This is a genomic window from Exiguobacterium sp. s46 (assembly GCF_018618875.1).
GTDB classification, from domain to species: Bacteria; Bacillota; Bacilli; order Exiguobacteriales; family Exiguobacteriaceae; genus Exiguobacterium_A; species Exiguobacterium_A abrahamii.
This window is the reverse complement of record NZ_JACSMY010000001.1, coordinates 1,657,793-1,681,078: the sequence shown is the minus strand read 5'-3', so window position 1 is coordinate 1,681,078 and position 23,286 is coordinate 1,657,793. Positions and strand designations below refer to the sequence as shown.

General features: G+C 46.4%; 21 protein-coding genes and 1 other annotated feature. Of the genes, 10 read left to right on the top strand and 11 right to left on the bottom strand.

Annotation, left to right across the window (positions count from 1 at the left end):
- Positions 1–7: 7 nt before the first annotated feature.
- Positions 8–1,120, bottom strand: a complete 1,113-nt coding sequence (locus KNQ08_RS08790) for an aminopeptidase (RefSeq protein WP_029342360.1) — start codon at positions 1,118–1,120, stop codon at positions 8–10.
- A gap of 139 nt (positions 1,121–1,259) precedes the next feature.
- Between KNQ08_RS08790 and KNQ08_RS08785 the strand changes: the two genes are divergently transcribed.
- The 4 genes from KNQ08_RS08785 to ccpA all read left to right on the top strand — a co-directional run bounded on the left by KNQ08_RS08785 (position 1,260) and on the right by ccpA (position 4,816).
- Entirely contained in the window at positions 1,260–1,829 is a 570-nt protein-coding gene (locus KNQ08_RS08785; protein ID WP_029342359.1) for a DUF948 domain-containing protein, read from the top strand.
- On the top strand, positions 1,826–2,362 hold the full coding sequence (locus tag KNQ08_RS08780; RefSeq protein ID WP_064299494.1) for a YtxH domain-containing protein: 537 nt from the start codon (positions 1,826–1,828) through the stop codon (positions 2,360–2,362). Before KNQ08_RS08785 ends, KNQ08_RS08780 begins: the two co-directional genes overlap by 4 nt.
- Before the next feature lie 199 nt (positions 2,363–2,561).
- Positions 2,562–3,647 (top strand): bifunctional 3-deoxy-7-phosphoheptulonate synthase/chorismate mutase, encoded by a 1,086-nt coding sequence (locus tag KNQ08_RS08775; RefSeq protein ID WP_023469069.1) that lies wholly within the window; start codon positions 2,562–2,564, stop codon positions 3,645–3,647.
- 158 nt (positions 3,648–3,805) lie between these two features.
- Entirely contained in the window at positions 3,806–4,816 is a 1,011-nt protein-coding gene (gene ccpA / locus KNQ08_RS08770; RefSeq protein ID WP_023469068.1) for a catabolite control protein A, read from the top strand.
- 52 nt (positions 4,817–4,868) lie between these two features.
- On the opposite strand, the gene KNQ08_RS08765 is transcribed toward ccpA, so the two are convergent.
- The 4 genes from KNQ08_RS08765 to KNQ08_RS08750 form a co-directional block, all read right to left on the bottom strand.
- The gene (locus KNQ08_RS08765) at positions 4,869–5,624 is read right to left on the bottom strand and encodes a maltotransferase domain-containing protein (RefSeq protein WP_149427725.1); all 756 of its coding nucleotides are present in this window, start codon (positions 5,622–5,624) and stop codon (positions 4,869–4,871) included.
- Positions 5,625–5,729: 105 nt separating this feature from the next.
- Positions 5,730–6,923, bottom strand: coding sequence for an acetoin utilization protein AcuC (locus KNQ08_RS08760; protein ID WP_214805282.1), 1,194 nt, complete (start codon positions 6,921–6,923; stop codon positions 5,730–5,732).
- A complete protein-coding gene (locus KNQ08_RS08755; RefSeq protein WP_023469065.1) occupies positions 6,920–7,552 on the bottom strand; it encodes an acetoin utilization AcuB family protein in 633 nt (210 codons plus the stop codon). The genes KNQ08_RS08760 and KNQ08_RS08755 overlap by 4 nt, the downstream gene beginning before the upstream one ends.
- An 18-nt stretch (positions 7,553–7,570) precedes the next feature.
- Positions 7,571–8,203 (bottom strand): GNAT family N-acetyltransferase, encoded by a 633-nt coding sequence (locus KNQ08_RS08750; protein WP_149427723.1) that lies wholly within the window; start codon positions 8,201–8,203, stop codon positions 7,571–7,573.
- A 146-nt stretch (positions 8,204–8,349) separates the two neighbouring features.
- Here KNQ08_RS08750 and acsA point away from each other — a divergent pair, with 146 nt between their 5' ends.
- The gene (gene acsA / locus KNQ08_RS08745; protein WP_035396511.1) at positions 8,350–10,053 is read left to right on the top strand and encodes an acetate--CoA ligase; all 1,704 of its coding nucleotides are present in this window, start codon (positions 8,350–8,352) and stop codon (positions 10,051–10,053) included.
- 46 nt (positions 10,054–10,099) lie between these two features.
- On the opposite strand, the gene KNQ08_RS08740 is transcribed toward acsA, so the two are convergent.
- Positions 10,100–12,640, bottom strand: a complete 2,541-nt coding sequence (locus KNQ08_RS08740) for a transglycosylase domain-containing protein (protein WP_214805280.1) — start codon at positions 12,638–12,640, stop codon at positions 10,100–10,102.
- A 148-nt stretch (positions 12,641–12,788) separates the two neighbouring features.
- Positions 12,789–12,995, top strand: a binding site (T-box leader).
- A 56-nt stretch (positions 12,996–13,051) separates the two neighbouring features.
- On the opposite strand from KNQ08_RS08740, the gene tyrS reads away from it, so the two are divergent.
- Positions 13,052–14,299, top strand: a complete 1,248-nt coding sequence (tyrS, locus tag KNQ08_RS08735) for a tyrosine--tRNA ligase (protein WP_214805278.1) — start codon at positions 13,052–13,054, stop codon at positions 14,297–14,299.
- Between the two features lie 45 nt (positions 14,300–14,344).
- On the opposite strand, the gene KNQ08_RS08730 is transcribed toward tyrS, so the two are convergent.
- The 3 genes from KNQ08_RS08730 to KNQ08_RS08720 form a co-directional block, all read right to left on the bottom strand.
- Complete coding sequence (locus KNQ08_RS08730; protein WP_214805276.1) at positions 14,345–14,872, bottom strand: biotin transporter BioY; 528 nt, start codon at positions 14,870–14,872, stop codon at positions 14,345–14,347.
- 153 nt (positions 14,873–15,025) lie between these two features.
- Entirely contained in the window at positions 15,026–15,625 is a 600-nt protein-coding gene (rpsD, locus tag KNQ08_RS08725) for a 30S ribosomal protein S4 (RefSeq protein WP_023469059.1), read from the bottom strand.
- Between the two features lie 233 nt (positions 15,626–15,858).
- Positions 15,859–16,344 carry a GAF domain-containing protein gene (locus KNQ08_RS08720; protein WP_023469058.1) on the bottom strand — a complete coding sequence of 162 codons (486 nt, stop codon included), beginning with the start codon at positions 16,342–16,344 and terminating at the stop codon, positions 15,859–15,861.
- 223 nt (positions 16,345–16,567) lie between these two features.
- On the opposite strand from KNQ08_RS08720, the gene ezrA reads away from it, so the two are divergent.
- Both ezrA and KNQ08_RS08710 read left to right on the top strand, forming a co-directional pair.
- Entirely contained in the window at positions 16,568–18,274 is a 1,707-nt protein-coding gene (ezrA, locus tag KNQ08_RS08715) for a septation ring formation regulator EzrA (protein WP_064299501.1), read from the top strand.
- Between the two features lie 67 nt (positions 18,275–18,341).
- A complete protein-coding gene (locus KNQ08_RS08710) occupies positions 18,342–19,901 on the top strand; it encodes an amidohydrolase (RefSeq protein ID WP_149427720.1) in 1,560 nt (519 codons plus the stop codon).
- Here the strand turns inward: KNQ08_RS08710 and KNQ08_RS08705 are convergent.
- Together KNQ08_RS08705 and KNQ08_RS08700 are read right to left on the bottom strand one after the other, a co-directional pair.
- A complete protein-coding gene (locus KNQ08_RS08705; protein ID WP_214805274.1) occupies positions 19,893–20,660 on the bottom strand; it encodes a MerR family transcriptional regulator in 768 nt (255 codons plus the stop codon). The genes KNQ08_RS08710 and KNQ08_RS08705 overlap by 9 nt on opposite strands.
- 90 nt (positions 20,661–20,750) lie before the next feature.
- Positions 20,751–21,566 (bottom strand): NAD kinase, encoded by an 816-nt coding sequence (locus KNQ08_RS08700; protein ID WP_023469054.1) that lies wholly within the window; start codon positions 21,564–21,566, stop codon positions 20,751–20,753.
- A gap of 172 nt (positions 21,567–21,738) precedes the next feature.
- Here KNQ08_RS08700 and tpx point away from each other — a divergent pair, with 172 nt between their 5' ends.
- Positions 21,739–22,230: a thiol peroxidase gene (tpx, locus tag KNQ08_RS08695; RefSeq protein WP_035396538.1), complete on the top strand. Its 492-nt coding sequence runs from the start codon at positions 21,739–21,741 to the stop codon at positions 22,228–22,230.
- Between the two features lie 100 nt (positions 22,231–22,330).
- Positions 22,331–23,239 carry a class I SAM-dependent methyltransferase gene (locus tag KNQ08_RS08690; RefSeq protein ID WP_023469052.1) on the top strand — a complete coding sequence of 303 codons (909 nt, stop codon included), beginning with the start codon at positions 22,331–22,333 and terminating at the stop codon, positions 23,237–23,239.
- Positions 23,240–23,286: the final 47 nt, after the last annotated feature.

Sequence of the window (23,286 nt, the reverse complement as noted above, 5' to 3'; positions counted from 1 at the left end):
CTTTTTCTTATTTCAGGTTTTCAGGATTGAGGACTTCAAGTTCTGGAAGAACGAAACGACCGTCTTTACGGATCAATACGTCGTCGAACCAGATTTCTCCACCACCGTAATCAGGACGTTGGATGTTGACGAGATCCCAGTGAACGGATGAGTCATTACCGTTGTAGGCTTCTTCGTAAGCTTGACCTGGTGTGAAGTGGAAGCTGCCATCGATTTTTTCATCGAATAGAATATCCTTCATTGGATGCTGGATGAAGGGATTGACGCCGATCGCGAATTCGCCGACAAAACGAGAACCAGCATCTGTATCGAAGACTTGGTTGATCCGATCCGTATCGTTCGCCGTCGCTTCGACGATTTTACCATCTTTGAACGTCAGTTTGACGTTTTCAAACGTGAACCCTTGATACGGAGATGGTGTGTTATATGAGATGACACCGTTGACCGAATCCTTGACGGGTGCCGTAAAAACTTCACCGTCTGGAATGTTAGCATTTCCGGCGCATTTGATGGCTGGGATGTCTTTGATTGAAAACGTTAGATCCGTTCCTGGTCCGACGAGACGAACACGATCCGTCCGGTTCATCAAGTCGACGAGTGGTTCCATCGCTTGTCCCATTTTTTCATAATCAAGCGTGCAGACATCGAAGTAGAAGTCTTCGAATGCTTCTGTCGATTGATTCGCAAGTTGCGCCATCGATGCAGTTGGGAAACGAAGTACGACCCATTTCGTTCCTTTGACACGATCTTGTGTGTGCATCTTACCGATCGTTTGACCGTAAAGTTTCATCTGTTCAGCCGGCACATCTGACAATTCATTGATGTTATCACCAGCACGTAGTCCGATGTATGCGTCCATCGCTTGCATTTGCTTGCGTTCGATGTCTGCCATCAATTGGAGTTGCTCTTCTGAAGCATTTCGGTATAATTTTCGTAGGATACGATTATCCTTAAGTAAAACGAACGGATGTCCGCCAGCCGCGTAGGCAGCTTCAACGAGTGCCTCGACCAGTTCGCGTTCGATGCCGAAGTTTTCAATCAATACTTTTTCACCAGGTTCAAGGGCAACCGAATAGTTAATGAGATTCGTTGCCAGTTGAGTAAGACGTGGGTCACGCATGAAATTTCCCCCTCGAAATGGATTATGTAGGTTTCATTTATCATTGTAACGGAAATAAACCATTTGGAGTAGCAGGAACGACTTGCTACATGTCGAACTAACAACAAAAGACTATGCAAAAAAATTGGAGGCAAGAACCATGGAAATCACATTAGGCGGAATCGCCGGATTAGTCGCTGCGATCGCATTCGTAGTGCTCGTCATTTTCCTTGCCCGTGTATTAGGTGCTGCGAGTAAGACGCTCAACAATGTAGCCAACACGACAGCAGGACTTGAACGTCAATTAGACGGTATCATGATGGAGACGACAGCGTTGTTACATAAGACGAATCGTCTGGTCGATACGATTGAAGAAAAAACAGAATTGCTTGCACCTGTCGCAAACTCGATCGAAGAACTCGGTACGTCTTTAAACAAAGTGACAGATTCTGTCCGGACAGTATCCGATACGGTTGCTGGTGCAGCGGATACGAATAAAGAACAGATTGCGCAAGCAGTCCGTTGGGGCTCAGTCGCTGTAGAGTTATTTAAGAAAAATAAACCGGCAGAGACTACGGTTCAAAATCATTCGACGGCAACGACGACGGTTGAGAAAAAGCCACGTCGTCGATTCCGGAAAAAGGCAGAGGCGCCGGTCACACCGGAAGTCGTGTCAGTACCGGACGTTGAAAGCATTCCAGATGAGTTGAAGGGAGATCGTAAATCATGACGAAACAACACCCATATCAAGCACAAGATTCTTCTAAAGGAGGAGGCTTCCTTGCCGGAGTCATCGTTGGTGGATTGATTGGTGCTGCGGCAGCTCTCCTTTCTAGCCCAAAATCAGGTCGTGAAGTACGCAATCTGATTGACGAGCGTACGGCGCCTGCACGTCAACGTTTGACGGAACAGACACAAGTTGTCCGTGAAAAAGCGGAGCCACTCGTAGGTGAGTGGATTCAACTAGCGAAAGATAAGGCAGCACCTGTCATTGAAAAAGCGAAGAATAATTCAACGGTTCAAGAAGCGGCACAATATGCGGGCTTTGAGAAGGATCAAGCAAGCATTGATGCTGCTCTCGCAGAAGCGGAGCAACTCGTACGTGACATCGAACGTGAAATCGGCGACGAAGTGGATGGGGCGTCTGTTGCAGAAGAGATCGACACGGAGACGGTCGTTGAACTTTCGGAGTTACGTGAACAGTTAGCGGACGAACAAGAGGAAGACAATGATCCGCAGTCTGATGTGAACCATAAGAAATAATCAATACATGAGGAGCTCTCATCACGAGGGCTCTTTTTCTGTGTTTCCTTATAGAGAAAACACAAAAAAATTATATGAAAAAACGTAATTTATTTTCATATTTTAAGAAATCATGCAGCTTCTTTATGTACAACAGGGAAAGAGTTCGCTATAATTAGTTGCTATTACGAGCTATATGCTGATTAGGGAGTGGTAGGACATGGATCAACATGCAGAATTAAAAAGATTACGTGATGAACTCGATTTAGTGAATGCAGAATTATTGGAATTGATGAACAGACGAGGTCAAATTGCCGTTGAAATCGGAAAAGTCAAACGAGCACAAGGGCTTGATCGATACGACCCTGTTCGAGAACGTCAAATGCTCGAATCAATTGCCGCTAATAACCATGGACCTTTTGAAACAGGACGCCTTCAGCATGTATTTAAAGAAATTTTCAAAGCTTCTCTCGAATTACAAGGAGAAGATCGGACTCGGAAATTACTCGTATCAAGGAAACAAAAACCGACGAATACGATCATCCGGATCGGAGATGCCGTCATCGGAGACGGTTCACAACAATTGATCGCTGGACCGTGTGCGGTCGAGAGCGAAGAACAAGTATTTGAGGTCGCGGAACAGCTCGCGAAACATGGCGTGAAGTTCATGCGAGGCGGAGCGTACAAACCACGTACATCGCCTTACGACTTCCAAGGTCTAGGACTCGAAGGTCTAAAGATGTTGAAAAAAGCAGCGGACGCGCACGGTTTGCATGTCATCACTGAAATCATGACACCGAGCGCCGTTGAATCTGCTTTACCATATGTCGACATCATCCAGGTCGGCGCACGCAATATGCAAAACTTCGATTTACTCAAGGAAGTCGGTCGTACGAATAAACCGGTTCTTTTAAAACGAGGTCTTTCTGCAACACTCGAGGAATTCATGTACGCGGCTGAGTACATCATGGCGAGTGGTAACGATCAAGTCATCTTATGTGAGCGTGGTATTCGGACGTATGAACGTGCAACACGGAACACGCTTGATATCTCAGCAGTTCCGATTCTGAAGCAAGAGACGCATCTCCCTGTCATGGTCGATGTCACGCACTCGACAGGACGTAAGGATTTACTCTTGCCAACAGCAAAAGCGGCATACGCGATTGGAGCAGACGCTGTCATGGTCGAAGTCCATCCGTTCCCAGCACTTGCGTTGTCTGATGCGAACCAACAACTCGATTTCCAAGAATTCGATACGTTCATCGAAAACTTGACGACTACCTTTCCGGCACTAAACGTTCAATGATTTCCGAAAAAGGGTAACCTAAAGCGAATGAAAACGTTTTACAATGAAGGAAGAATGGGAAAAGAAAACTATCTTTTCCTGTCTTCCTTTCGTGTTGCCTAAAAATGAAAACGAAATGAAAACACTTGAGATGGATCATACTAAAGGAGGAATTTGTTTTGAATAGTAATATTACGATTTACGATGTCGCGCGAGAGGCTGCTGTTTCGATGGCGACTGTATCGCGTGTCGTCAACGGAAACCCGAATGTCAAACCATCTACACGAAAGAAGGTCCAAGACGCAATCGAACAGCTTGGTTATCGTCCGAACGCTGTTGCCCGTGGACTGGCAAGTAAAAAAACAACGACGGTCGGTGTCATCGTGCCCGATATCTCGAACATCTTCTTTGCGGATTTAGCACGCGGGATTGAGGACGTCGCGACAATGTATAAATATAACATCATTTTATGTAACTCCGACCAAAATCGGGAAAAAGAGATTCATTTGCTCAATACATTACTCGGAAAACAGGTGGATGGAATCATCTTCATGGGCGGACGTTTGCATGAGGATCTCGTTCGTGAGTTCAAAACATCACCAGTTCCGATCGTTCTTGCTGCGACGTTGAATCAAGATTATGATCTTCCTGCCGTCAACATCGATTATGAGAGTGCTGCGCACGATGCTGTTAAGTCTTTGATCGACCGTGGACATGAACGGATTGGATTCATCACTGGACCACTCGAACAGCAAATCAATGGTGAAAAGAAATTTGCGGGTTATCGCCGAGCACTCGAAGAAGCAAATCTTCCGTTTAACGAGCAAAATGTCGTCCTTGGAAACTATACGTATGATTCAGGAATGAAGGCGATGAATCAATTGCTTGAACTTGGAGAAGATTGCCCACGCGCGATTTTTGCTGGAACGGATGAGATGGCTCTTGGTGTCATCCATGCCTTACAGGATGCTGGACACCGTGTACCGGAAGACTTCGAAGTCATCGGACACGATAACACACGTCTTGCGACGATGATTCGTCCGAAACTGACGACTGTCGTTCAACCGATGTATGATATCGGAGCAGTCTCGATGCGTCTATTGACGAAAATCTTGAACAAAGAAGAAATTGAAACGAACGATGTCACGTTACCACACCGGATCGAACAACGGGATTCGACACGTCCTTAATCGAAAAAACGTCTCTTCTCTCAAGCAAGCTGCTTGAAAAAAGAGACGTTTTTTATTTCGCGACGGTAATAAGTTCATCTTGGTGATGGTGGAGTTGGTCATTTTCGACATGGAGTCGAACCGTCGTCTGACCAGGTGCAGTCAATGTCACTTTCCCGCTGTAGGCATCGCCCTTTTTTTCTAGAGGAACGTAGTTATGCTTTTCAATGCCCGTTTCAATGACTTCCACTTGTACGTTCGCTTTTAGCGGTTTCCCATCGAGGAAAACATGAAAGGAGACGGGAAGTTCAGCACCAGCTTTCGCTTTTGTTGCGCCCATGTAATGGACAGACAGACCGTCGACGGCTTCGTGATCATGTCCATGCTCGTGCGATGCTTCCTCTTTTTCATGTGAATGATCCATGACGACGAATGAGATCTTATCCATATGATGGAGTCCTTTTTTATCATTGATATGATACAGTCCTTCATACTCACCTTCAGCAAGCTTAGCTTCTGCTTGATAAGAACCCGTCTTTTTCAAGGTTGCCTTGAACTTTTGATGGGCACCGTCTTGTTTTCCGGCTTCCCAAACTTCAAATGTCACGTCCTCAAGATTGACTGGTTTCTTTTGTTCGACAGCTGACGCTTTAAAAACAACTTTATCTTCTTCCATTGTCTTGGCCGGAACATTGACGTTGACCTCGACCGTCGGTTTTCCTGACCCTTGCATGTTATCGTGATCCATTGCCTGTTTTTCATTGCCACACCCTGCGAGTACGATCCCCGTCGACAGAATAAGACCGGAATAAAGCCATGCCTTTTTCATGATGATTCCCCCAACTATTATTCATTTACTAAGTAAAAATTCCATATTTAGTATAGCAACAAGTTGTGAACTCCGAACGAAATAAATGTGAAGATATAAAGTCGATTAATCAACGGAGTAGGGGGAAGTCGCAGTCAATTGCTTCTTACGCTCATCGCTCACAAACGGCCAAATCAGTCGTTTGACGGTTTCCCAATTTTTTTCTTCGATTTCAGGTCGTCGCGGAATGGCGGGATAGAGTGGGGATGGATCATGCCAGTGTGTTGGTGGGGGTGTTTCTTGTCCACTCCAACGTTCTTGCCATGAAGTAGGAATCTCTCCACGAAACGGAGCTTGTCCGGTCATGGCAGCAAAAACTTGACTCCACGCGCGGGGGACGACACGATACCAGTCATAGCCACCGCCTCCTAAAGCAACGATTTTTCCATTCGTATATTTATTTGCTGCAGCGAGGGCGATTTGAGGGATCTGCTCATAACTTTTCATCGTTAAGGATAAATGAGTCAATGGATCAAGCGCGTGTGCATCGGCACCATTTTGCGTAATGATGAGATCCGGTTGGAACAATTCACAGGCTTCAAAGAGTGCCGTCTCATAAGCGAGTAAAAACGAATCATCTTCCGTAAAGGCGTCCAGTGGCACGTTCCAGCTAAATCCATATCCTTCTTCAGACCCTCGTTCCGTCACCATTCCCGTTCCTGGAAACAAGTAGCGACCCGTCTCATGGAGAGACAATGTCATGACGTCCTTTCGATTATAAAAGGCCCATTGTACTCCATCGCCATGATGAGCGTCCGTATCGACATAAAGAATTTTACAGTGATATTTTTCAATCATGGCTGCCATGGCGACAGCGGTATCGTTATAGACACAAAAACCAGAGGCACGCCCACGGAATCCGTGATGCAATCCGCCACCGATATGAAAGGTCCGTTTATATTGACCAGATAAGACGAGGTCACATGCTTCGATCGTGCCGCCGACAAGGAGAGAAGCGCCCGAATGCATCCCCTGGAACAAAGGGGTGTCTTCTGTCCCAAGACCATACATCTGTGCCTTCAGAGGCGTTAATGCTCCGGTCCCGGCGGCTTTGACGGCAGCAATATAATCCTGATCATGAACGAGTGACAATTCTTCATCAGTCGCATGACGTGGCGCGATACAAGGAATGTCATCTAATTGATGCATCGCTTCAAGCAAAGAAACCGTTAATTCGAGGCGAATCGGATTGAATGGATGTGTCTCCGAAAACCGATAAGTCGCCTCTTCAGGACTGTACAGATAGGCAAAATCCTTCATCTGCTCACATCCGGTCCAAGTACATCGAATCCTTCTTTGCGCAACTTTTCGATGATCCGAATCGGATTCATCGTCTGGACGCGAAACGCAACGATCCGGACATACGGATCGTCTGTTGGATATACGAGTACATTTAAGATATTGATATTCGTTTTGGCAAGCAGTGCGGCAATCTTTGCTAATGTTCCAGCAGTGTTCTCAACACGGATTTCGATTTGAGAACTTGGTTCGAGTGCACCCGTCAATTGAACGAATGTCCGCAACAAATCCGTTTCCGTGACGACACCGACAAGGCGTCGACCGCGGACGATTGGCAGACACGTCAATCGATATTCATAAAACAGCACAGCCGCATCTTCGAGAAAATCGAGCGGGTGAGCCGTGACAGGACTTTCAATCATGATGCTTGAGACCGGATACTGTAGGTCTTGTTTTGCCGTATCCGGATGAAAGATACTACTTGCGCTTTGAATTTCCTTTAGTCCGACAAGACCGACGAGTTCATGGCGGGCATTGACGACAAGAACATGACGAATCTGATGACGTTGCATGAGTTCGACCGCATGCGCGATGGAATTCGTCGGTTGCATCGTGATGCACGTCGTATTCATGATTTGTTCGATTAACATGACGATTCCTCCTCGAGCTCAGTCATACATGAAACGTCTTCTCAAGCGTAGCGCATCAAAATGAGCGACGACTTCAGGTGAGACGTGTTTTCCGATACGCGCCATCAGGCAGTTGGCAGGATGGGAGGCGATTTCCGGATCGTCGGTCGGGAAGAAGACAAGACCACCATGGTTCATCATCTTCTCCATGATTTTTCGGTAATCCCAGACCGATAGTCCGCTCCCTTTTAAGTCCCAATGCCAATAATATTCAGTCGTTAAAATCAAATAGTGTTCCATAGCTGGATCGAGCATAGAGATTTCAAGCAATTTTTTACCGATCTGTTGTCCGCGAAACCGAGAGGAGACTTCGATCGCTCCGAGTTCCAAGATGTACGGATTGTTTCCTTCGCTCCACGTTTCGTATGGATCAGGGTATAAGTAAGTCACATAACCGATGATTTCCGTTCCTTGACGGGCGACGATGATCCGTCCTTCCTCAAGGTCTGCAATCTCAACGAGCGCTTGATGTTGTTCAGCGGGTGGACGAAAAGCCGTCAACCCTGAATCGAGTGTATACATTGCTAGTGTTTGACTCGGTACGGGACCTTCGATGTCAACAGGACCGAGTGATGTTTCATGCGTCCGATGATTGAATTGTTTTTCAAACATGTAAGCGTCACCACCTTCCTATTCATTATAGACGAAAGCGCTTGAGCAAAGAGAGGGATTTTTTAACAAATTGACGGCAAATGGATTGAACTGACGGATAACTAGCTTATAATAAAGAGGAAAACATAGAAGGGGAGGAACGAGACATGAAAGTTTTGAAAGCGCTTCCGGGGAAGCATTGGTTAGCAGAGTATGATGAAACGAACACGTACGACTGGAAAGATGCTGAGCAGTACTTTTCATGGGCGACAACGGGGAAAGTCAACATGGCTCATGAAGCAATCGACCGCCACGCAGAAGGCGAGCGGGCGAATAAGGATGCGCTGATCTATTTCGATGGAACGACGGAACAACGATTCACATATGCAGATATGAAACGATTGACGAATAAAGCGGCAAACGTATTAGTCGATGCAGGGGTCAAAACGGGTGACCGTATTTTCATCTTCATGCCACGTTCACCGGAATTGTATTTTGCCTTGCTTGGCGCACTGAAGGTAGGCGCAATCGTCGGTCCGTTATTTGAAGCATTCATGGAACAAGCGGTCCGTGATCGCTTGCTTGATTCTGAAGCGAAGTTACTCGTGACGACGAAGGCATTGCTCCCACGTGTTCCAGTTGGGGAACTGGAATCACTTGAAAAGGTAGTACTTGTCGACGAAGATGTCGAAGAATCGGACACATTACTCGATTTCCGCAAAGCGTTCGAGCAAGCATCCGATGTATTCGAACCGGTCTGGTTAGATCGTGAAGACGGATTGATCCTGCACTACACTTCAGGATCGACAGGGAAGCCGAAAGGTGTGCTCCACGTTCAAAATGCGATGATTCAGCACTTAATGACAGGTCGCTGGGTACTTGATCTCCAAGAAGATGATGTCTACTGGTGTACGGCTGACCCGGGGTGGGTCACAGGAACAAGTTACGGTATCTTCGCACCATTCTTGAATGGCGCGACGAACATCGTCGTCGGTGGACGCTTCAATCCGGATTTCTGGTACAGTGTCATCGAGAAGTACAAGGTAACGGTCTGGTATAGCGCACCAACGGCTTTCCGGATGTTGATGGGAGCAGGAGCGGATGTTGCAAATCATCATGATCTCTCAAGTCTCCGTCATGTATTGTCTGTCGGCGAACCGTTGAACCCGGAAGTCATTCGTTGGGGGAAAGAAGCCTTTGATCAACGGATTCATGATACATGGTGGATGACGGAGACAGGCGCGATGATGATTTGTAACTACAAGTCGATGGACATCAAACCGGGATCGATGGGGAAACCGATTCCAGGAACTCAGGCTGCGATCATTGATGATCAAGGAAATGAGTTACCGCCATTTCGGATGGGGAACCTTGCCTTAAAAACACCATGGCCATCGATGATGCGTCAAATTTGGAACAATCCGCAGAAATATGAATCGTATTTCTTTAAAGGATGGTATGTCTCAGGGGATTCTGCCTATATGGATGACGAAGGTTACTTCTGGTTCCAAGGACGTGTCGATGACGTCATCATGACGGCTGGAGAACGGGTTGGTCCGTTCGAGGTCGAAAGTCGTCTCGTCGAGCACCCAGCTGTCGCAGAAGCTGGAGTCATCGGGAAGCCAGATCCAGTCCGCGGTGAAATCATCAAGGCATTCATTGCCTTGCGTGATGGTTACGAGCCAACGGATGAGCTAAAACAAGAAATCCAAGCATTCGTCAAAGAGGGGCTTGCTGCTCACGCGGCACCGAGAGAAATCGATTTCCGGGATAAATTGCCGAAGACACGAAGTGGTAAAATTATGCGCCGTGTTCTAAAAGCATGGGAGTTGAATCTTGAAACAGGTGATCTGTCGACGATGGAAGATTGAACGTAAAAAAGGATGAATCACCGCAACAGGTGATTCATCCTTTTTGTTAGTTTTCAGAAGCAGCATCGTTTTTCTTTTCATCTTGTTTCTTCTGTTGTTCTTGCTGTTTCTTAGCGTCCGCTTCTTTTTTCTTAGCATCAGCTTCTTTTTTCTTAGCGTCCTCTTCCGCTTTCTTTTTTGCCTCTGCTTCGGCTTTTGCTTTTGCATCGGCAGCACGCTTGGCGTCGTCGGCTGCTTTTTTCTTAGCATCAGCTTCCGCTTTTTCTTTCGCCTGATCTTGTTCTTTCTGTTGCTCTTCTTTTTTCTGTGCGTCTGCTTCTTTTTTCTTTTCTTCTGCTTCTTTCTTTTTCTTCGCTTCGGCTTTTTTCTTTGCCTCTTCCGCTTTTTTCTTCTTATCTTCTTCTTTGAAGCGACCACTGTTCTTAAAGTCGTTTGCTGTTACAGAAGATGGTTGTGTGAAGCGGGCACCGGATTTGAAGTAACTACTGTTCGCGGCATACGTCGCATTCGCCATTTGTGACCACAGCGTTTGTGTTCGTTGGTAATACGTCGTTGGACCGATGAGCGAGTTGTTCTGATCGTGTCCTGTCCAAACGGCAAGCGTCACACCAGGAGTGGAACCGACAAGGTAAGAGTCTTTGACATCGTTCGTCGTACCTGTCTTACCAGCCCAATCTCCAGGAACGTTCAATCGATCTTTTGCAAACGTTGCTGTACCTTTTGAGAAGACGCCACGCATCATATCAAGTGTCAGGTAAGCTGTTCGTGGTTCATAAATTCGTTTTTTCTTCGGTTTTGCTTTATAGATATCTTTTCCGTCTTTCGTAATTTTCGAAATGACGTATGGTTGCACGAATTCACCATAGTTGGCGAGTGTCGCGTAAGCACCAGCAAGTTCGACCGGTGTAATCTCCATCGTTCCGAGTGCCGCCGAAGGAGCATAACGAATCGCATCCGGTACTTCAACACCCATATCGACGAGTTTTTGAATCGAGTTCGACATGTTCATCTTCTCGTAAATCTTAACGGCAGGTACGTTTAATGAGAGTTCAAGTGCTGTACGAACCGTCACGTTTCCACGATAACGTCCACCTTCGTTCTTGATCGGACGATCACCTGGTTGACGTGGTACGGTCTGGTAGTAGTACTCTTCATCATTGACAGTAGATGCCGGAGTGATCAAACGATTTTCAATCCCGTTCGAGTAGACGAGAATTGGTTTTGCCGTTGACCCGATTTGACGTTTCGCTTGGAATGCTCGGTTAAAATCATCGGCTTTTCCATCAAGGTAACGTCCACCAACGAATCCGAGGATACGCCCCGTCTCATTCTGAACCATGACTGCTGCTGTTTCTTCTGGATCTTGTTTCGAAACGGTTTTTTTCGTTTTTGGATCGACGACTTGTTTGTACTGCATGCCACCAGGGAAGTTCCCGTTGTTCTTCGCAGGTTGTTGCATCGATTCATGAATTTTTTTATCTAGCGTCATGTGAACTTTGTATCCACCTTGACGGAGTGCAACCAGTGCTTGATCTTGATAGTTTGCCCGGACTTCTGCCAGTTCAGACGGTTTGACTTCGTCTTCTTTCACACCATCTTGTTTCATCAAGTACTTCGTCATGATCTTCGTCGCTTCACGTTCTGCTAAATCATAGACATACGGATACGTGTCACGCGAACGTTTCGACTGTTTCGCGAAGTCTTTCGTGATGTCGTGTTTGATTGCTTTTTCATATTGTTCTTTCGAAATGTTTTTTGCGACATACATCCGCTTCAACACGGTCTTCATCCGATTGACACTTGGCGTCAAGTCTTTTTTGACGACACCGCCTTGTAGATAAGGTGTGTAGTAGTAAGGGTTTTTCGGAATACCAGCGAGGAAAGCTGCTTGTGGTAACGTCAGTTTTTTCGCTGATTTGTTGAAGACCCCTTGGGAAGCAGCTTCGATACCAGCGATGTTACGCCCGAGTGAATTTCGTCCGAATGAGACGACATTCAAGTATGCCTGTAAAATTTCATCTTTTGACATCGCATTTTCAAGGCGGAGCGCTAAGATGATCTCTTTTGCTTTCCGTTCGAATGAAACTTCGTTCGTCAGGATTTGGTTTTTAATTAATTGTTGTGTCAGCGTACTTCCGCCGGTGCGTGACGCTGAATTCGTCAATTCTTGTAAGACTGCTCGTAAAGTCGCTTTTGGAACGACTCCATCATGTTGATAAAAATCTACGTCTTCCGTTGATAGAAGCGCATCAATTAAATAAGGGGAGATGTTCTTGATATCGACCGGCTGACGTTCTTCATCCGTTGAGATGTTCGTCAGCTTTTCGCCACTTCCCCAATAAATTTGACTTGTCACCGCATAACTGTTCACTTCTTGTTTCATCTCAGTCAAAGGTGGGGCTTTCGTATCTTTGACGAGGGAAGCGAAATATCCTCCAGCCGCTCCGACAGAGAAGCTGCCGATGAGAAGGACTGCTATGATGAGGAATAAAATGATGTTCCACGAAACATCGTATGTGATATTCGACCAGTGCCGAACGGCTTTCGTCCGGGGGTGATTCCAAAACTTGAACCAGTTCTCGCGCATAAATGATCTCCTTTGCATCTTAAACTTAGGTGTAAATTAATATTAAATCACAGATAGACGTATTATACCATAAATCCACCAGTGAAATCGGACTTGACAGCGGATTCGTCTTCGACGTATCATGAAACCATCTTATTTTCATATATTACGTTAAACAGTGATCGGAATACAGTAGTAAGTCACTCCCTGTGACAGAGACCTAGTGGTGCTGCGAACTAGGACACAGTGAACTTACGAATTACGCTTCCAGGAGTTTCTTGAGAAATCAAGCGGTCCGTCCCGTTATCGACGAACCAAGTGGTCCTTTTATGTAAAGGGCAATCAGGGTGGTACCACGGAATCTTCCGTCCCTTCGTCTTAGACGAAGGGGCGGTTTTTTATTGTTAAAAGTGAACTTTAGGAGGAGACACAATGACGTTATTAGAGGATTTAGAATTTCGCGGTTTAATTAACCAAATGACGGATGAAGAAGGATTGAAGACATTACTCGAGACACCAACGACGCTTTACACAGGCTTTGATCCAACAGCTGATTCATTGCATATCGGACACTTGTTGCCGATCTTAGTCTTAAAACGATTCCAACAAGCAGGTCACCATGTCGTAGGTCTCGTTGGTGGAGCAACGGGAATGATCGGAGACCCGAGTGGTCGCGCAACAGAACGTTCGTTGAATACATCGGATATCGTCGAAGAGTTCGCGAATCGGATTAAGGACCAGTTGTCACGTTTCTTACCACTTGAAGGAGAAAACCCGGTCACGATCGCCAATAACTTGGACTGGACGAAAGATTTGACGATCATCGATTTCTTACGCGATATCGGAAAACACTTCCCGGTCAGTTACATGCTGGCGAAAGACTCTGTTGACTCACGACTTCAAAACGGAATCTCGTTCACAGAGTTCTCATACATGTTACTTCAATCGTTTGACTTCTTGAAACTCTACGAAGACAAAGGATGCCGCCTTCAAGTCGGAGGAAGTGACCAATGGGGGAACATCACAGCAGGGATGGAATTGATTCGTCGTGCGGGTCATGAAGAAAAAGCATTCGGTTTGACGGTACCGCTTGTTACAAAAGCAGACGGTCAAAAATTCGGTAAGACAGCAGGTGGTGCGGTTTGGTTAGACGCTGACAAAACGTCACCGTACGAGTTCTACCAATTCTGGTTCAACGTTGACGATCTTGACGTCATCAAGTTCTTGAAATACTTCACGTTCTTAACGCACGAAGAACTCGACGCGCTCGCAGAAGAAGTCAAGGTAGCACCAGAGAAGCGTGTCGCGCAACGTCGTCTTGCAGAAGAGATGACCGTTCTCGTCCATGGTGAAGAAGGTCTGACACAAGCACAACGTATTACGACAGCACTCTTTAGTGGAGATATTAAATCGTTGCAAGTCGAAGATATCGAAGATGCGTTCAAAGGAATGCCACGCTTTACACTCGGCGAAGCGACAAACCTTGTCGACGTTCTCGTTGAGGCGAAGATTAGTCCGTCAAAACGTCAAGCACGTGAAGACGTCACGAACGGTGCAATCTACCTAAACGGAGAACGCGAGCAAGATTTAACGAAAGAAATTACGGAAGCTGATGCAATCGGTCGCTTTACGATCGTACGTCGCGGAAAGAAAAAATACTTCGTCGTCGAGCATGCTTGATGATATACGAAACGCTCCCTGCACTTAGATGCAGAGAGCGTTTTTTTAAGCTGTTCGGAATAAACGGAGTGGCAACAAGCGAACGGCAATCGTCGTGGCAATGACAGCTTTGATCGTATCCCATAAGACGAAAGGATAGTTAATCGCAAAAGCATCTTTGAACGATAGATCGAGTACAGCCATTAGACCAAATGTTCCAAGCAAGTAGACTAAACCAAGACCAAAGACGATCATCCCGATGAAGAGGGGTACAAAGCGACGCGTTTTTTCAGCAACAAGACCGATGAAGAATCCAGCAATCGGAAAGGCAATCAAATAACCAACGGTTGGTCCGACGAATGGGGCTAGTCCGCCTTTTCCGCCAAGCACCGGTAGACCAGCTGCTGCGAGTAATAAGAAGATTAAGACAGCGAGTCCACCACGTTTTCCGCCGAGAATCGCGCTGACCGTCATGATCGCGAGCATCTGGAGCGTGATCGGAACAGCGCCGACAAGTTGAATTTGTGGCAAAGAACTGACGGCTGCGATGATGGTAGCACCAAGGGCGATGAATGTTAAATCTCTTGTTTTCATGAATGAAGTCCTCTTTTCTGTTTGTGTTAACTATGTATATTTAAAGGTTAACACAAACGAATGAATGACGTCACTCTTTTTTTAAGACCAGGTATACATTTTAGTCATAGGCATAAAAAAAGCACCCACCGAAGTGAGTGCTGGAACAATCGATTAACGTGAGTAGTACTCGACGACGAGTTGTTCTTGGATTTGATCGTTCAATTCAGAACGCTCAGGAAGACGGACGAACGTTCCTTCGAGCTTCTCAGCATCGAAAGTAACGAAGTCTTTAGTTGCTGGAGCAACTTCGAGTGCTTCTTTGATAACGACAAAGTTCTTCGATTTTTCGCGAACTGAGATCGTTTGACCTGGTTTCACGCGGAATGATGGGATATCAACGCGTTGTCCATCAACTTGGATGTGACCGTGGTTGACGAGCTGACGAGCAGCACGACGTGTACGAGCCATACCCATACGGTAAACGACGTTATCAAGACGTGCTTCGAGTAAGAACATGAAGTTCTCACCGTGGATACCAGGCATTTTGCCAGCATCGTTGAAGATACGGTTGAATTGGCGTTCGTTTACTCCGTACATGTGACGAAGTGTTTGCTTCGCTTGAAGTTGAAGACCGTACTCAGATACTTTACGACGGCTGTTACCGTGTTGACCTGGTGCGTAAGGGCGTTTTGCGATTTCTTTTCCTGTTTCAGTAAGTGAGATACCGAGACGACGTGAGAGTTTCCAAGCTGGACCTGTATAGCGAGCCATAATAAGACTCCTCCTTATTGTTCGTTATTATTTGCATAAAAATAATAACGCCATCAAACCCACATTACGCCCATTTCATGATGTGGCACCCTCGCTTGATAGCAAAGTTACACGATGCCCCTCCGGTTATTCACCGAGTCATGAAATGTGATACGTAAGCGATTTGACCGCTATCGTTATCATTTCTGCACTTTTACAAGTATACGGTGTGGACAATCGACTGTCAATCAGAATTACAGATGGCGAAGCAGTGTCGTACAGAATGCTTCTAGACCAGCTTGATCGACTTCGTCGAAACGGTTGAATTCTGGGCTGTCGATATCGAGGACACCGATCGTTTGTCCGTCTTTGACGAGTGGAATGACGATTTCTGAATTCGAAGCCGCGTCACATGCGATGTGACCTGGGAACTGATGCACATCTTCGATTCGTTGTGTCGTCTGTTCTGCTGCGGACGTTCCGCAGACACCACGACCAAATGGAATACGGACGCATGCTGGAAGTCCTTGGAATGGTCCGAGGACGAGTTGGTTTTGCTCCGTATCCGTCAAATAGAAGCCGACCCAGTTGATACGGTCGAGGAACTGGTTGAGCAACGCGCTCGCATTCGATAAGTTTGCAACTTGATTGTCTTCTCCCATTAATAGCGCATCCAGTTGTTTTGAGAGCATGTCGTATTGTTTCGTCCGGTCACCTTCATATGTCTTTGTTTCGAACATAATAAAAATTCCTCCCGTAAAAAGCGTATTTTTTTTAGTTTAACGAGTTTTCGCGTGGCTGACAAACAATTGATTTTTGGAAAAAGGATTCAAAACAGCGGAAGAAATCAGGAAAAGCCCTTGTAAATCTATGCAAAACGGTTGCGCTATACTATTATAAGGATAAGATTATTGCGATTTAGAGAAAATCTAAAGTCGTAGGACAGAGTGGAGGTCGTGACAAATGTGGGCATGGGTGATCGGAGTCATCGTCATCGTATTACTCGTCATGCTATTTAGCATGATCAGTCGAAAAAAATACTACACGAAAATCGATGAACTTGATATGCGCAAACAAGGCATCGTCAGTGCATCGATTCCAAAGGAGTTGCAGGACTTAAAGCAACTACCGATGGCGGGTGAGACGGAGACGAAGTTCAGCTCCTGGCATCAAGCGTGGGAAGAGTTATTAACGGTCCACGTCGCCCAAATCGATGAGACCCTTTACCGGGCGGAGGAAGCGCTCGATAAATATCGTTTCATCGCCGTCAAGAATGACCTCGAAGTAACGGAACAATTGATTGCGGAACTCGAAGGGTTGATCGATGAGATGCTCGTCGAGATGTCGACGTTCAAAACGAATCAATCAGTTCTAGCCGAACTGAAAGCGCAAGGGGAAGCCGATTCAGGGCAAGTTCGGAAATCATTATTGATTCAAGCGAACTCATTCGGTCCGGCGCTTGCGCGTCTCGAAGAACGGAGTGAACAAATCGATGCGCACTGGAATGAGATGTGTCAGTACGAAGCTTCAGGTGAAGTGACGAAGGCGTATGAAACAAGCTTGCTACTCGAGCAAGAAGTAGCAACGACGCGTCAACTCGTCGAACTTGTACCGAAACAATGGAAGATTCTTGCTCATGAATTACGTCAACGGATTGATCAGCTCGGAGCAGGCTATAAGGAAATGTCGTTAGATGGGTATCCACTTGAACCACTCGGTCTCCAATCCGAGATCAAACGGTTCGAGGAACAACGTCTAAGCCTTTCTGAAAAAATCGAAATGCTAGAAGTCGATGGTTTGGAAGAGGCGATTCAACAGTTATCAGCCGATGTGGATCAAATGTATGATACGTTCCGTCGTGAGGTCGATGCGCGTCATCAAGTGAAAAAAGAAAACCAATTCTTGAAACAAAAAGCGCTACGGATGCGTGAACGGATTCATCAATTGGCACAAGAGTTCAGTATCTTACGTGAAAAATATGAAATCTCAGCAGATTTAGGGATTCACTATGAAACGATTCAGCGTGACGAAGAGCTGCTCTTTGAAGCAGCAAAAGATCTTGATGAGTCGATTGCCGGAAAAATCATCCCGTTCAGTATGCTCGAAGATCAGATGCGCGATGCGATTCGCCTCGAAGAACAGTTGATGATTCAGTACGAACGCTTTACGGTCGAACTCCAGGCACTTCGAAAAGAAGAGACGGAAGTTCGCGAACGAATCGTCGAATGGCGTCATCAGCTGTCGCAGACACGCCTCCGTCTGAAACGACTCGGATTACCGAACTTACCGGCTGAGGTGGAAGAAGCGCTTCGAAATGCGAATCGTTCACTGCAGACACTTGAAACACGGCTCGAAGAGTTACCGTTTAACGTTCGATCAATCGTCGCACAAAGTCAAGACGTCCAAGAAACGTTTAAACATGTGCAAGAACGGTTAGATACATTAGTGTTCGAAGTCACGTATGCCGAACGGCTCGTCCAGTATGCGAACCGGTACCGTCGCCACGACAACGAGATACATATGTCGCTGACGATCGCGGAAACGAAGTTCTTAGCGGGAGACTATGAACGAACGATTGTCTTAGCGGAACGTGTCCTAAATGAATACGATCCGGCCGCGATCGAACGTATTAAACGGTCGTGTGCACCAGAAGAAACATTGCACGTTTAAATCAGGATCGACAATTCAGGGTGACCGTCATGGTCACCCTATTTTTGTAAAAAGAGGAGTGAGTGGAATGGGAACACTATACGTAAACGGATTGATTCGAACGATGGCACACGAAGAGGATGTCCATTCAGCGATGTTCGTCGAGAAAACGCGGATCATCGCGATGGGGGAGGAAGGAAAGCTACGCCGCCGTTTCGGTAGACGTATTGATCAGATTTACGATTTGAACGGAAAAGCTGTATATCCAGCCTTTACAGATGCGCATATTCATCTGATCGGTTACGGGGAAGCGATCAATCGTGTCGATGCCTCGCGTTATACGACGCTTGAAGCGTTAGGACAAGCTTTTCTCAAGGCGGAACCAGTCAATGGAATCCATGTGGCAGAAGGCTATGACGAAACGAAGCTTGATCGTGCACCGACGAAGGCGTGGCTCAATCAGTTGTTCCCTGACGCACCTGCCTTGTTGAAACGAACAGACCGGCATACAGCACTTGTCAACGATGTCTTATTCCAACAGCTCGGATATAAAGCGTCGACTGTCATCGAAGGTGGAAAGGTCGGTTTATCGGATAATGGAGAAGCTGACGGATTCTTGTACGATGCGGCGCTTGAACCTTTATATGCGTTACAAGCTGGAAACTTGGAGCGGAATAAAGCGTCCCTTCGATCAGCGATTAAGAACTTATACCAATATGGCATCATTGCGGCACACACAGAAGACTTGTCGTATCACGGGGATGTCGCGGACATCTTGCAAGCTTATAAGGAAGTGACGCAAGAGACAGGCTTCCATACGCATCTGCTCGTGCATCATCTTGTCATCGATGAGTTCGTGCAACAACAACCTACTTTACCGTCAACGATGTCAATCGGTGCGATGAAACTGTTCGTCGACGGCGCGCTCGGAGGACGAACAGCTCTTCTCGGTCGTGGTTATTCCGATGATCCGACGACACGTGGTATCGAAGTGCATACGCCAGAACAACTCGAACAACTCGTCAAACGCGCACGTAGTTACGGGTTCACAGTCGCGGCACATGTCATCGGTGATTTAGCGATCGAGCGGTTCGTACAGGTGCTCGAGAAGTATCCGGCACCAAAAGGGAAACGAGATCGCATCATTCATGCGACGGTCGTCCGACCAGAAACGCTTGCGCGAATTCGGAAGTTACCGGTCTTGATTGACGTTCAACCAGTCTTTTTACTAGATGACGCCGACTTCATCGTCGATCGACTCGGCTTGAACCGCTTAGACTGGAGTTATCGTTTACGTTCGTTAGCTGAGACCGGCGCACTGTTGTGCGGCGGAGCAGATGCGCCGATCTCTGACCCCGATGTCCGACGGTCGCTTTATGCAGCGACGGAAGGAACGGCAGGGCGTGTCAATAAGACGAACGAGACGTTATCGATGTTTGAAGCCTTGTTGCTCTTTACGAAAAATCCACATCTCGCGACAGAAACACACGGTCGAAAAGGATTGCTCTTACCAGGCTATGATGCCGACTTCGTCATCTTTGAAGAAGACTTCTATCGCTTGCGTGGGGAAGCCATCTTGAATAACCGTTTGGTCGAGACGGTCCAAGCTGGAAAAACCGTTTATCAGGCGGAAGCCGCGTTAGTGTGATGTTTGCGCATAGTGTGAAATAGCTTCCGAATAGAACGTCGAAAGTCCGGGTGCATACGCATCGTAATAGGCACGAAATCGTTCGTCAGACACATACATCTGACCGAGTGAGGCAAAGAGAGATAATGCGCACGGGTAATAGTACGTATCGATGAAATCATGTTGTTCTTTGACGACTTGTTGAACGTCCGGATCCGTCGTCGCGTGCCCGTCGCGGTAAAGGGTCGTCAAGCGCTGATCGAGTTGCTTATGCATGCTGCTCAGTTGTTCTTTCTCTTTCGGTGTTCGTTGTTGTTGTCTTTTTGCACTGATTCGATAGGCGTCAGTGTCACCGTAGTGTTGCTGGACTTCATCTGCATGTTGCTTTTCATGCGTAACGATCTCTTCGTGACGCAAACCGCGGAATAATTGTTCGTCTTTCATCGGAATTCCTCCTTTTAAGGTGAGTAATGTCTGTTCAGCGAGTCGAGCAAGCATTTGATAATGCAAAGCTTTTTCTTGAAGGAGTGCAATCTGCTTTTTCAGTGTCGTATGATGATTGGAATCAGATTGCGTGAGTAATCTTTGGATTTCTGACAGTGGGAAATCAAGAGAGCGGTAGAGCAGGATTTGTTGCAAACGTAAAAGATCCTCCCTGCTGTAACTTCGGTGACCAGCATTGGTACGCTTTGGCACGAGGAGACCGATCGTCTCATAATGATAGAGTGTTCGTTTGGTGACGCCGGTCAGTTTGGCGATTTCCTGAGTGGAATACATCATTTGTGTACCTCCTTTGATTGGAGTATAAAGGGTGACGTAACGGAAGACGCAATAAAAAAATCTGCCCTGAGGAGGCAGATTTTTTTATTGTCATAAGAACGAGCGTTGAATCTTATGCCAAAATGTATTATTCGTCAATTTGACGGTTTTCAGTTCTTTTTCAGAAAGCTGGATATCGACTGAATCCGTTCGTGTCAGACTGAGTGCTTCGTTATCCATCCCGATGATCGGATAGTCGTTTCCGTCCTCGATGATGCGTAACGAAAGTTTCCGTCCACGGTTCAGTAGGAAAGCAGAACCGAGTGTCCGGTACCGGTTGTTGTTGACGGAAGCAATTTCGCTGACTTGAAGACAATGGATCAATGGATCGACGATCGCACCAGAGAGTGACTTATTATAAGCCGTAGAACCCGTCGGTGTTGAGATGACCATTCCATCCCCGCGGAATGTCTCAAACAGGAAGTCGTCGATATAGACTTCGATTGCGAGTGATTTGATGATGCTCGACTTCACGGAACATTCGTTCAGACAGAGCATCGGTGGTCCACCGTTGATGGATGCTTCGAGCAGTGGATAACGACGTACTTCGATTTCACCATCGGAGACACGGTTGCCTGTCTCTTTAAAAATCGCTTCGACCGCCGAAAGATCATTGATATCAAAATCACAGTAGAACGAGTTGGGTCCTTCAGCGAATCCAACATAGATCGCATCATCACGGAAACCTGTGAAGCGTGCCGCTTGCAAGAAAGCCCCATCTCCACCAATCGAGACGATGATGTTTGCTTGTCGGTGATCTTGGACGACGTTCAGTCCGTATCGTGTACCGACATCAATCAACTTTCGCACCTGCGTCTCGTGTCTTTGTGTATTTCGATAGTACAGGTAGACATTATTTCGAGCCATGGTCAATTCCCCCTTGAAAGCGTTTCATGAACTCTTTCATTATACCTGTTTTTTAGAAAGACGGGTACTGAAGTCCATCAATTATGGCAGAATGCTTGCCATCTTCGCGGATCATTCCTATAGTTAAATAGAAAATACAGTATATCCAATCAGGGGAAAAGGGGAATTCATAATGGCAACGTTTAAAGGAAATCCAATCACACTTCAAGGTACAGCGGTTCAAGTCGGACAAACAGCACCTGACTTTCAAGTGTTAGCTAACGACTTATCACCGGTAACACGTGATACATATCAAGGTGTCCGGATCATCAGCGTCGTCCCATCGATCGATACAGGCGTTTGTGATGCGCAAACACGTAAATTCAATGAAGAAGCAGCAACAATTGAAGGTGTGACGGTCATGACGGTCTCAAACGACCTTCCATTCGCACAACGTCGCTGGTGCGCATCAAGCGGTCTCGATCAAGTCGTGACGTTGTCTGATCACCGTGATCTTTCATTCGGTACACAGTATGGCGTAGCCATCGAAGAATTACGCCTACTTGCCCGTTCTGTTTTCGTTCTTGATTCAAACAACGAGATTACGTACGTTGAATATCTTGAAGAATCAACAGACGAAGTCAATTTCGAAGCAGCACTCGCTGCAGCACGTGAAGCGAAGTAAGAATGGTTTACAAACGCCGCTGAAGCGTTACAATGGAACTAATGATAGAAACGGCTCCCGCTCTACGGGGGGCCGTTTCGTTTTGGAGAGGATGACGTACATGGAGCCGTTAGAAAAGTTATATAAGGAATTAACACGTCAAACAAAACAAATCGAACGTGATCTTGATATGCCCTATTTAGAAGCATTGACGACGGTGATTGATCGATTGAACGATCGACATACTGAAAATGTAGACAAAGAAGTCATTCGTAAGGCAGTATCGCTTGCTATTCTAGAAGGGATGAAACAAGCGCAACCGAACCATTTGCCGACGCCAGATAGCGTCGCTTTGTTTGCTGGTTATCTAATCGGGAAATTGGTAGGTAAGGAGGACATCCGACTACTTGAGTTGGGGAGTGGGACAGGTGGCATGTTACATGCTGTCTTAAGCCAACTTTCTACAGGTACATCTGCTGAGGCGGTCGAGGTGGATGAGACATTGATTCGTTTATCGGCAGCGGTAACGGAATTACTCGACTATCCAGTCACGTATACCCATCAAGATGCGTTACGACCATTATTGTTGGATCCAGTTGATCTTGCGATGGCTGATCTTCCTGTCGGTTATTATCCGGATGAAGAGGCTGCCGCTTCTTACATCTTGAAACGAGACGAAGGCATGAGCTACAGTCATTTCTTGTTGATTGAACAAGCGATGCAATATGTCAAACCAGGTGGATTCGGTGTCTTCGTCATCCCGAACGGTCTTTTCCAGCATGATACGGAAGGGAAGTTGAAACAGTACTTCGAATCCAAAGCGCATGTCATCGGTATTTTGCAGTTGCCGCTCACGATGTTCAAACAAGAACAGGCAGCAAAAAGTTATTTGATCGTCCGTAATCATTTAGCCGGTATGAAGATGCCGAAACAAGCATTGCTTGCTGAGTTGCCATCGTTCACAGATGCCCGCGCGTTTGGTGGTATGGTGAAACAGATTGATGAATGGATTAACACAGAATTAAAATGAATTACGCAAAGTGATTGAAATCTGTCGTTAATTTGACTATTCTAGTT

What these genes read in the sequence shown, in the direction of transcription:
- KNQ08_RS08790 (WP_029342360.1), bottom strand. Translation starts at nt 1,120, where the DNA reads ATGCGTGACCCACGTCTTACTCAACTGGCAACGAATCTCATTAACTAT.
- KNQ08_RS08785 (WP_029342359.1), top strand. Translation starts at nt 1,260, where the DNA reads ATGGAAATCACATTAGGCGGAATCGCCGGATTAGTCGCTGCGATCGCA.
- KNQ08_RS08780 (WP_064299494.1), top strand. Translation starts at nt 1,826, where the DNA reads ATGACGAAACAACACCCATATCAAGCACAAGATTCTTCTAAAGGAGGA.
- KNQ08_RS08775 (WP_023469069.1), top strand. Translation starts at nt 2,562, where the DNA reads ATGGATCAACATGCAGAATTAAAAAGATTACGTGATGAACTCGATTTA.
- KNQ08_RS08765 (WP_149427725.1), bottom strand. Translation starts at nt 5,624, where the DNA reads ATGAAAAAGGCATGGCTTTATTCCGGTCTTATTCTGTCGACGGGGATC.
- KNQ08_RS08760 (WP_214805282.1), bottom strand. Translation starts at nt 6,923, where the DNA reads ATGAAGGATTTTGCCTATCTGTACAGTCCTGAAGAGGCGACTTATCGG.
- KNQ08_RS08755 (WP_023469065.1), bottom strand. Translation starts at nt 7,552, where the DNA reads ATGTTAATCGAACAAATCATGAATACGACGTGCATCACGATGCAACCG.
- KNQ08_RS08750 (WP_149427723.1), bottom strand. Translation starts at nt 8,203, where the DNA reads ATGTTTGAAAAACAATTCAATCATCGGACGCATGAAACATCACTCGGT.
- acsA (WP_035396511.1), top strand. Translation starts at nt 8,350, where the DNA reads ATGAAAGTTTTGAAAGCGCTTCCGGGGAAGCATTGGTTAGCAGAGTAT.
- KNQ08_RS08740 (WP_214805280.1), bottom strand. Translation starts at nt 12,640, where the DNA reads ATGCGCGAGAACTGGTTCAAGTTTTGGAATCACCCCCGGACGAAAGCC.
- tyrS (WP_214805278.1), top strand. Translation starts at nt 13,052, where the DNA reads ATGACGTTATTAGAGGATTTAGAATTTCGCGGTTTAATTAACCAAATG.
- KNQ08_RS08730 (WP_214805276.1), bottom strand. Translation starts at nt 14,872, where the DNA reads ATGAAAACAAGAGATTTAACATTCATCGCCCTTGGTGCTACCATCATC.
- rpsD (WP_023469059.1), bottom strand. Translation starts at nt 15,625, where the DNA reads ATGGCTCGCTATACAGGTCCAGCTTGGAAACTCTCACGTCGTCTCGGT.
- KNQ08_RS08720 (WP_023469058.1), bottom strand. Translation starts at nt 16,344, where the DNA reads ATGTTCGAAACAAAGACATATGAAGGTGACCGGACGAAACAATACGAC.
- ezrA (WP_064299501.1), top strand. Translation starts at nt 16,568, where the DNA reads ATGTGGGCATGGGTGATCGGAGTCATCGTCATCGTATTACTCGTCATG.
- KNQ08_RS08710 (WP_149427720.1), top strand. Translation starts at nt 18,342, where the DNA reads ATGGGAACACTATACGTAAACGGATTGATTCGAACGATGGCACACGAA.
- KNQ08_RS08705 (WP_214805274.1), bottom strand. Translation starts at nt 20,660, where the DNA reads ATGATGTATTCCACTCAGGAAATCGCCAAACTGACCGGCGTCACCAAA.
- KNQ08_RS08700 (WP_023469054.1), bottom strand. Translation starts at nt 21,566, where the DNA reads ATGGCTCGAAATAATGTCTACCTGTACTATCGAAATACACAAAGACAC.
- tpx (WP_035396538.1), top strand. Translation starts at nt 21,739, where the DNA reads ATGGCAACGTTTAAAGGAAATCCAATCACACTTCAAGGTACAGCGGTT.
- KNQ08_RS08690 (WP_023469052.1), top strand. Translation starts at nt 22,331, where the DNA reads ATGGAGCCGTTAGAAAAGTTATATAAGGAATTAACACGTCAAACAAAA.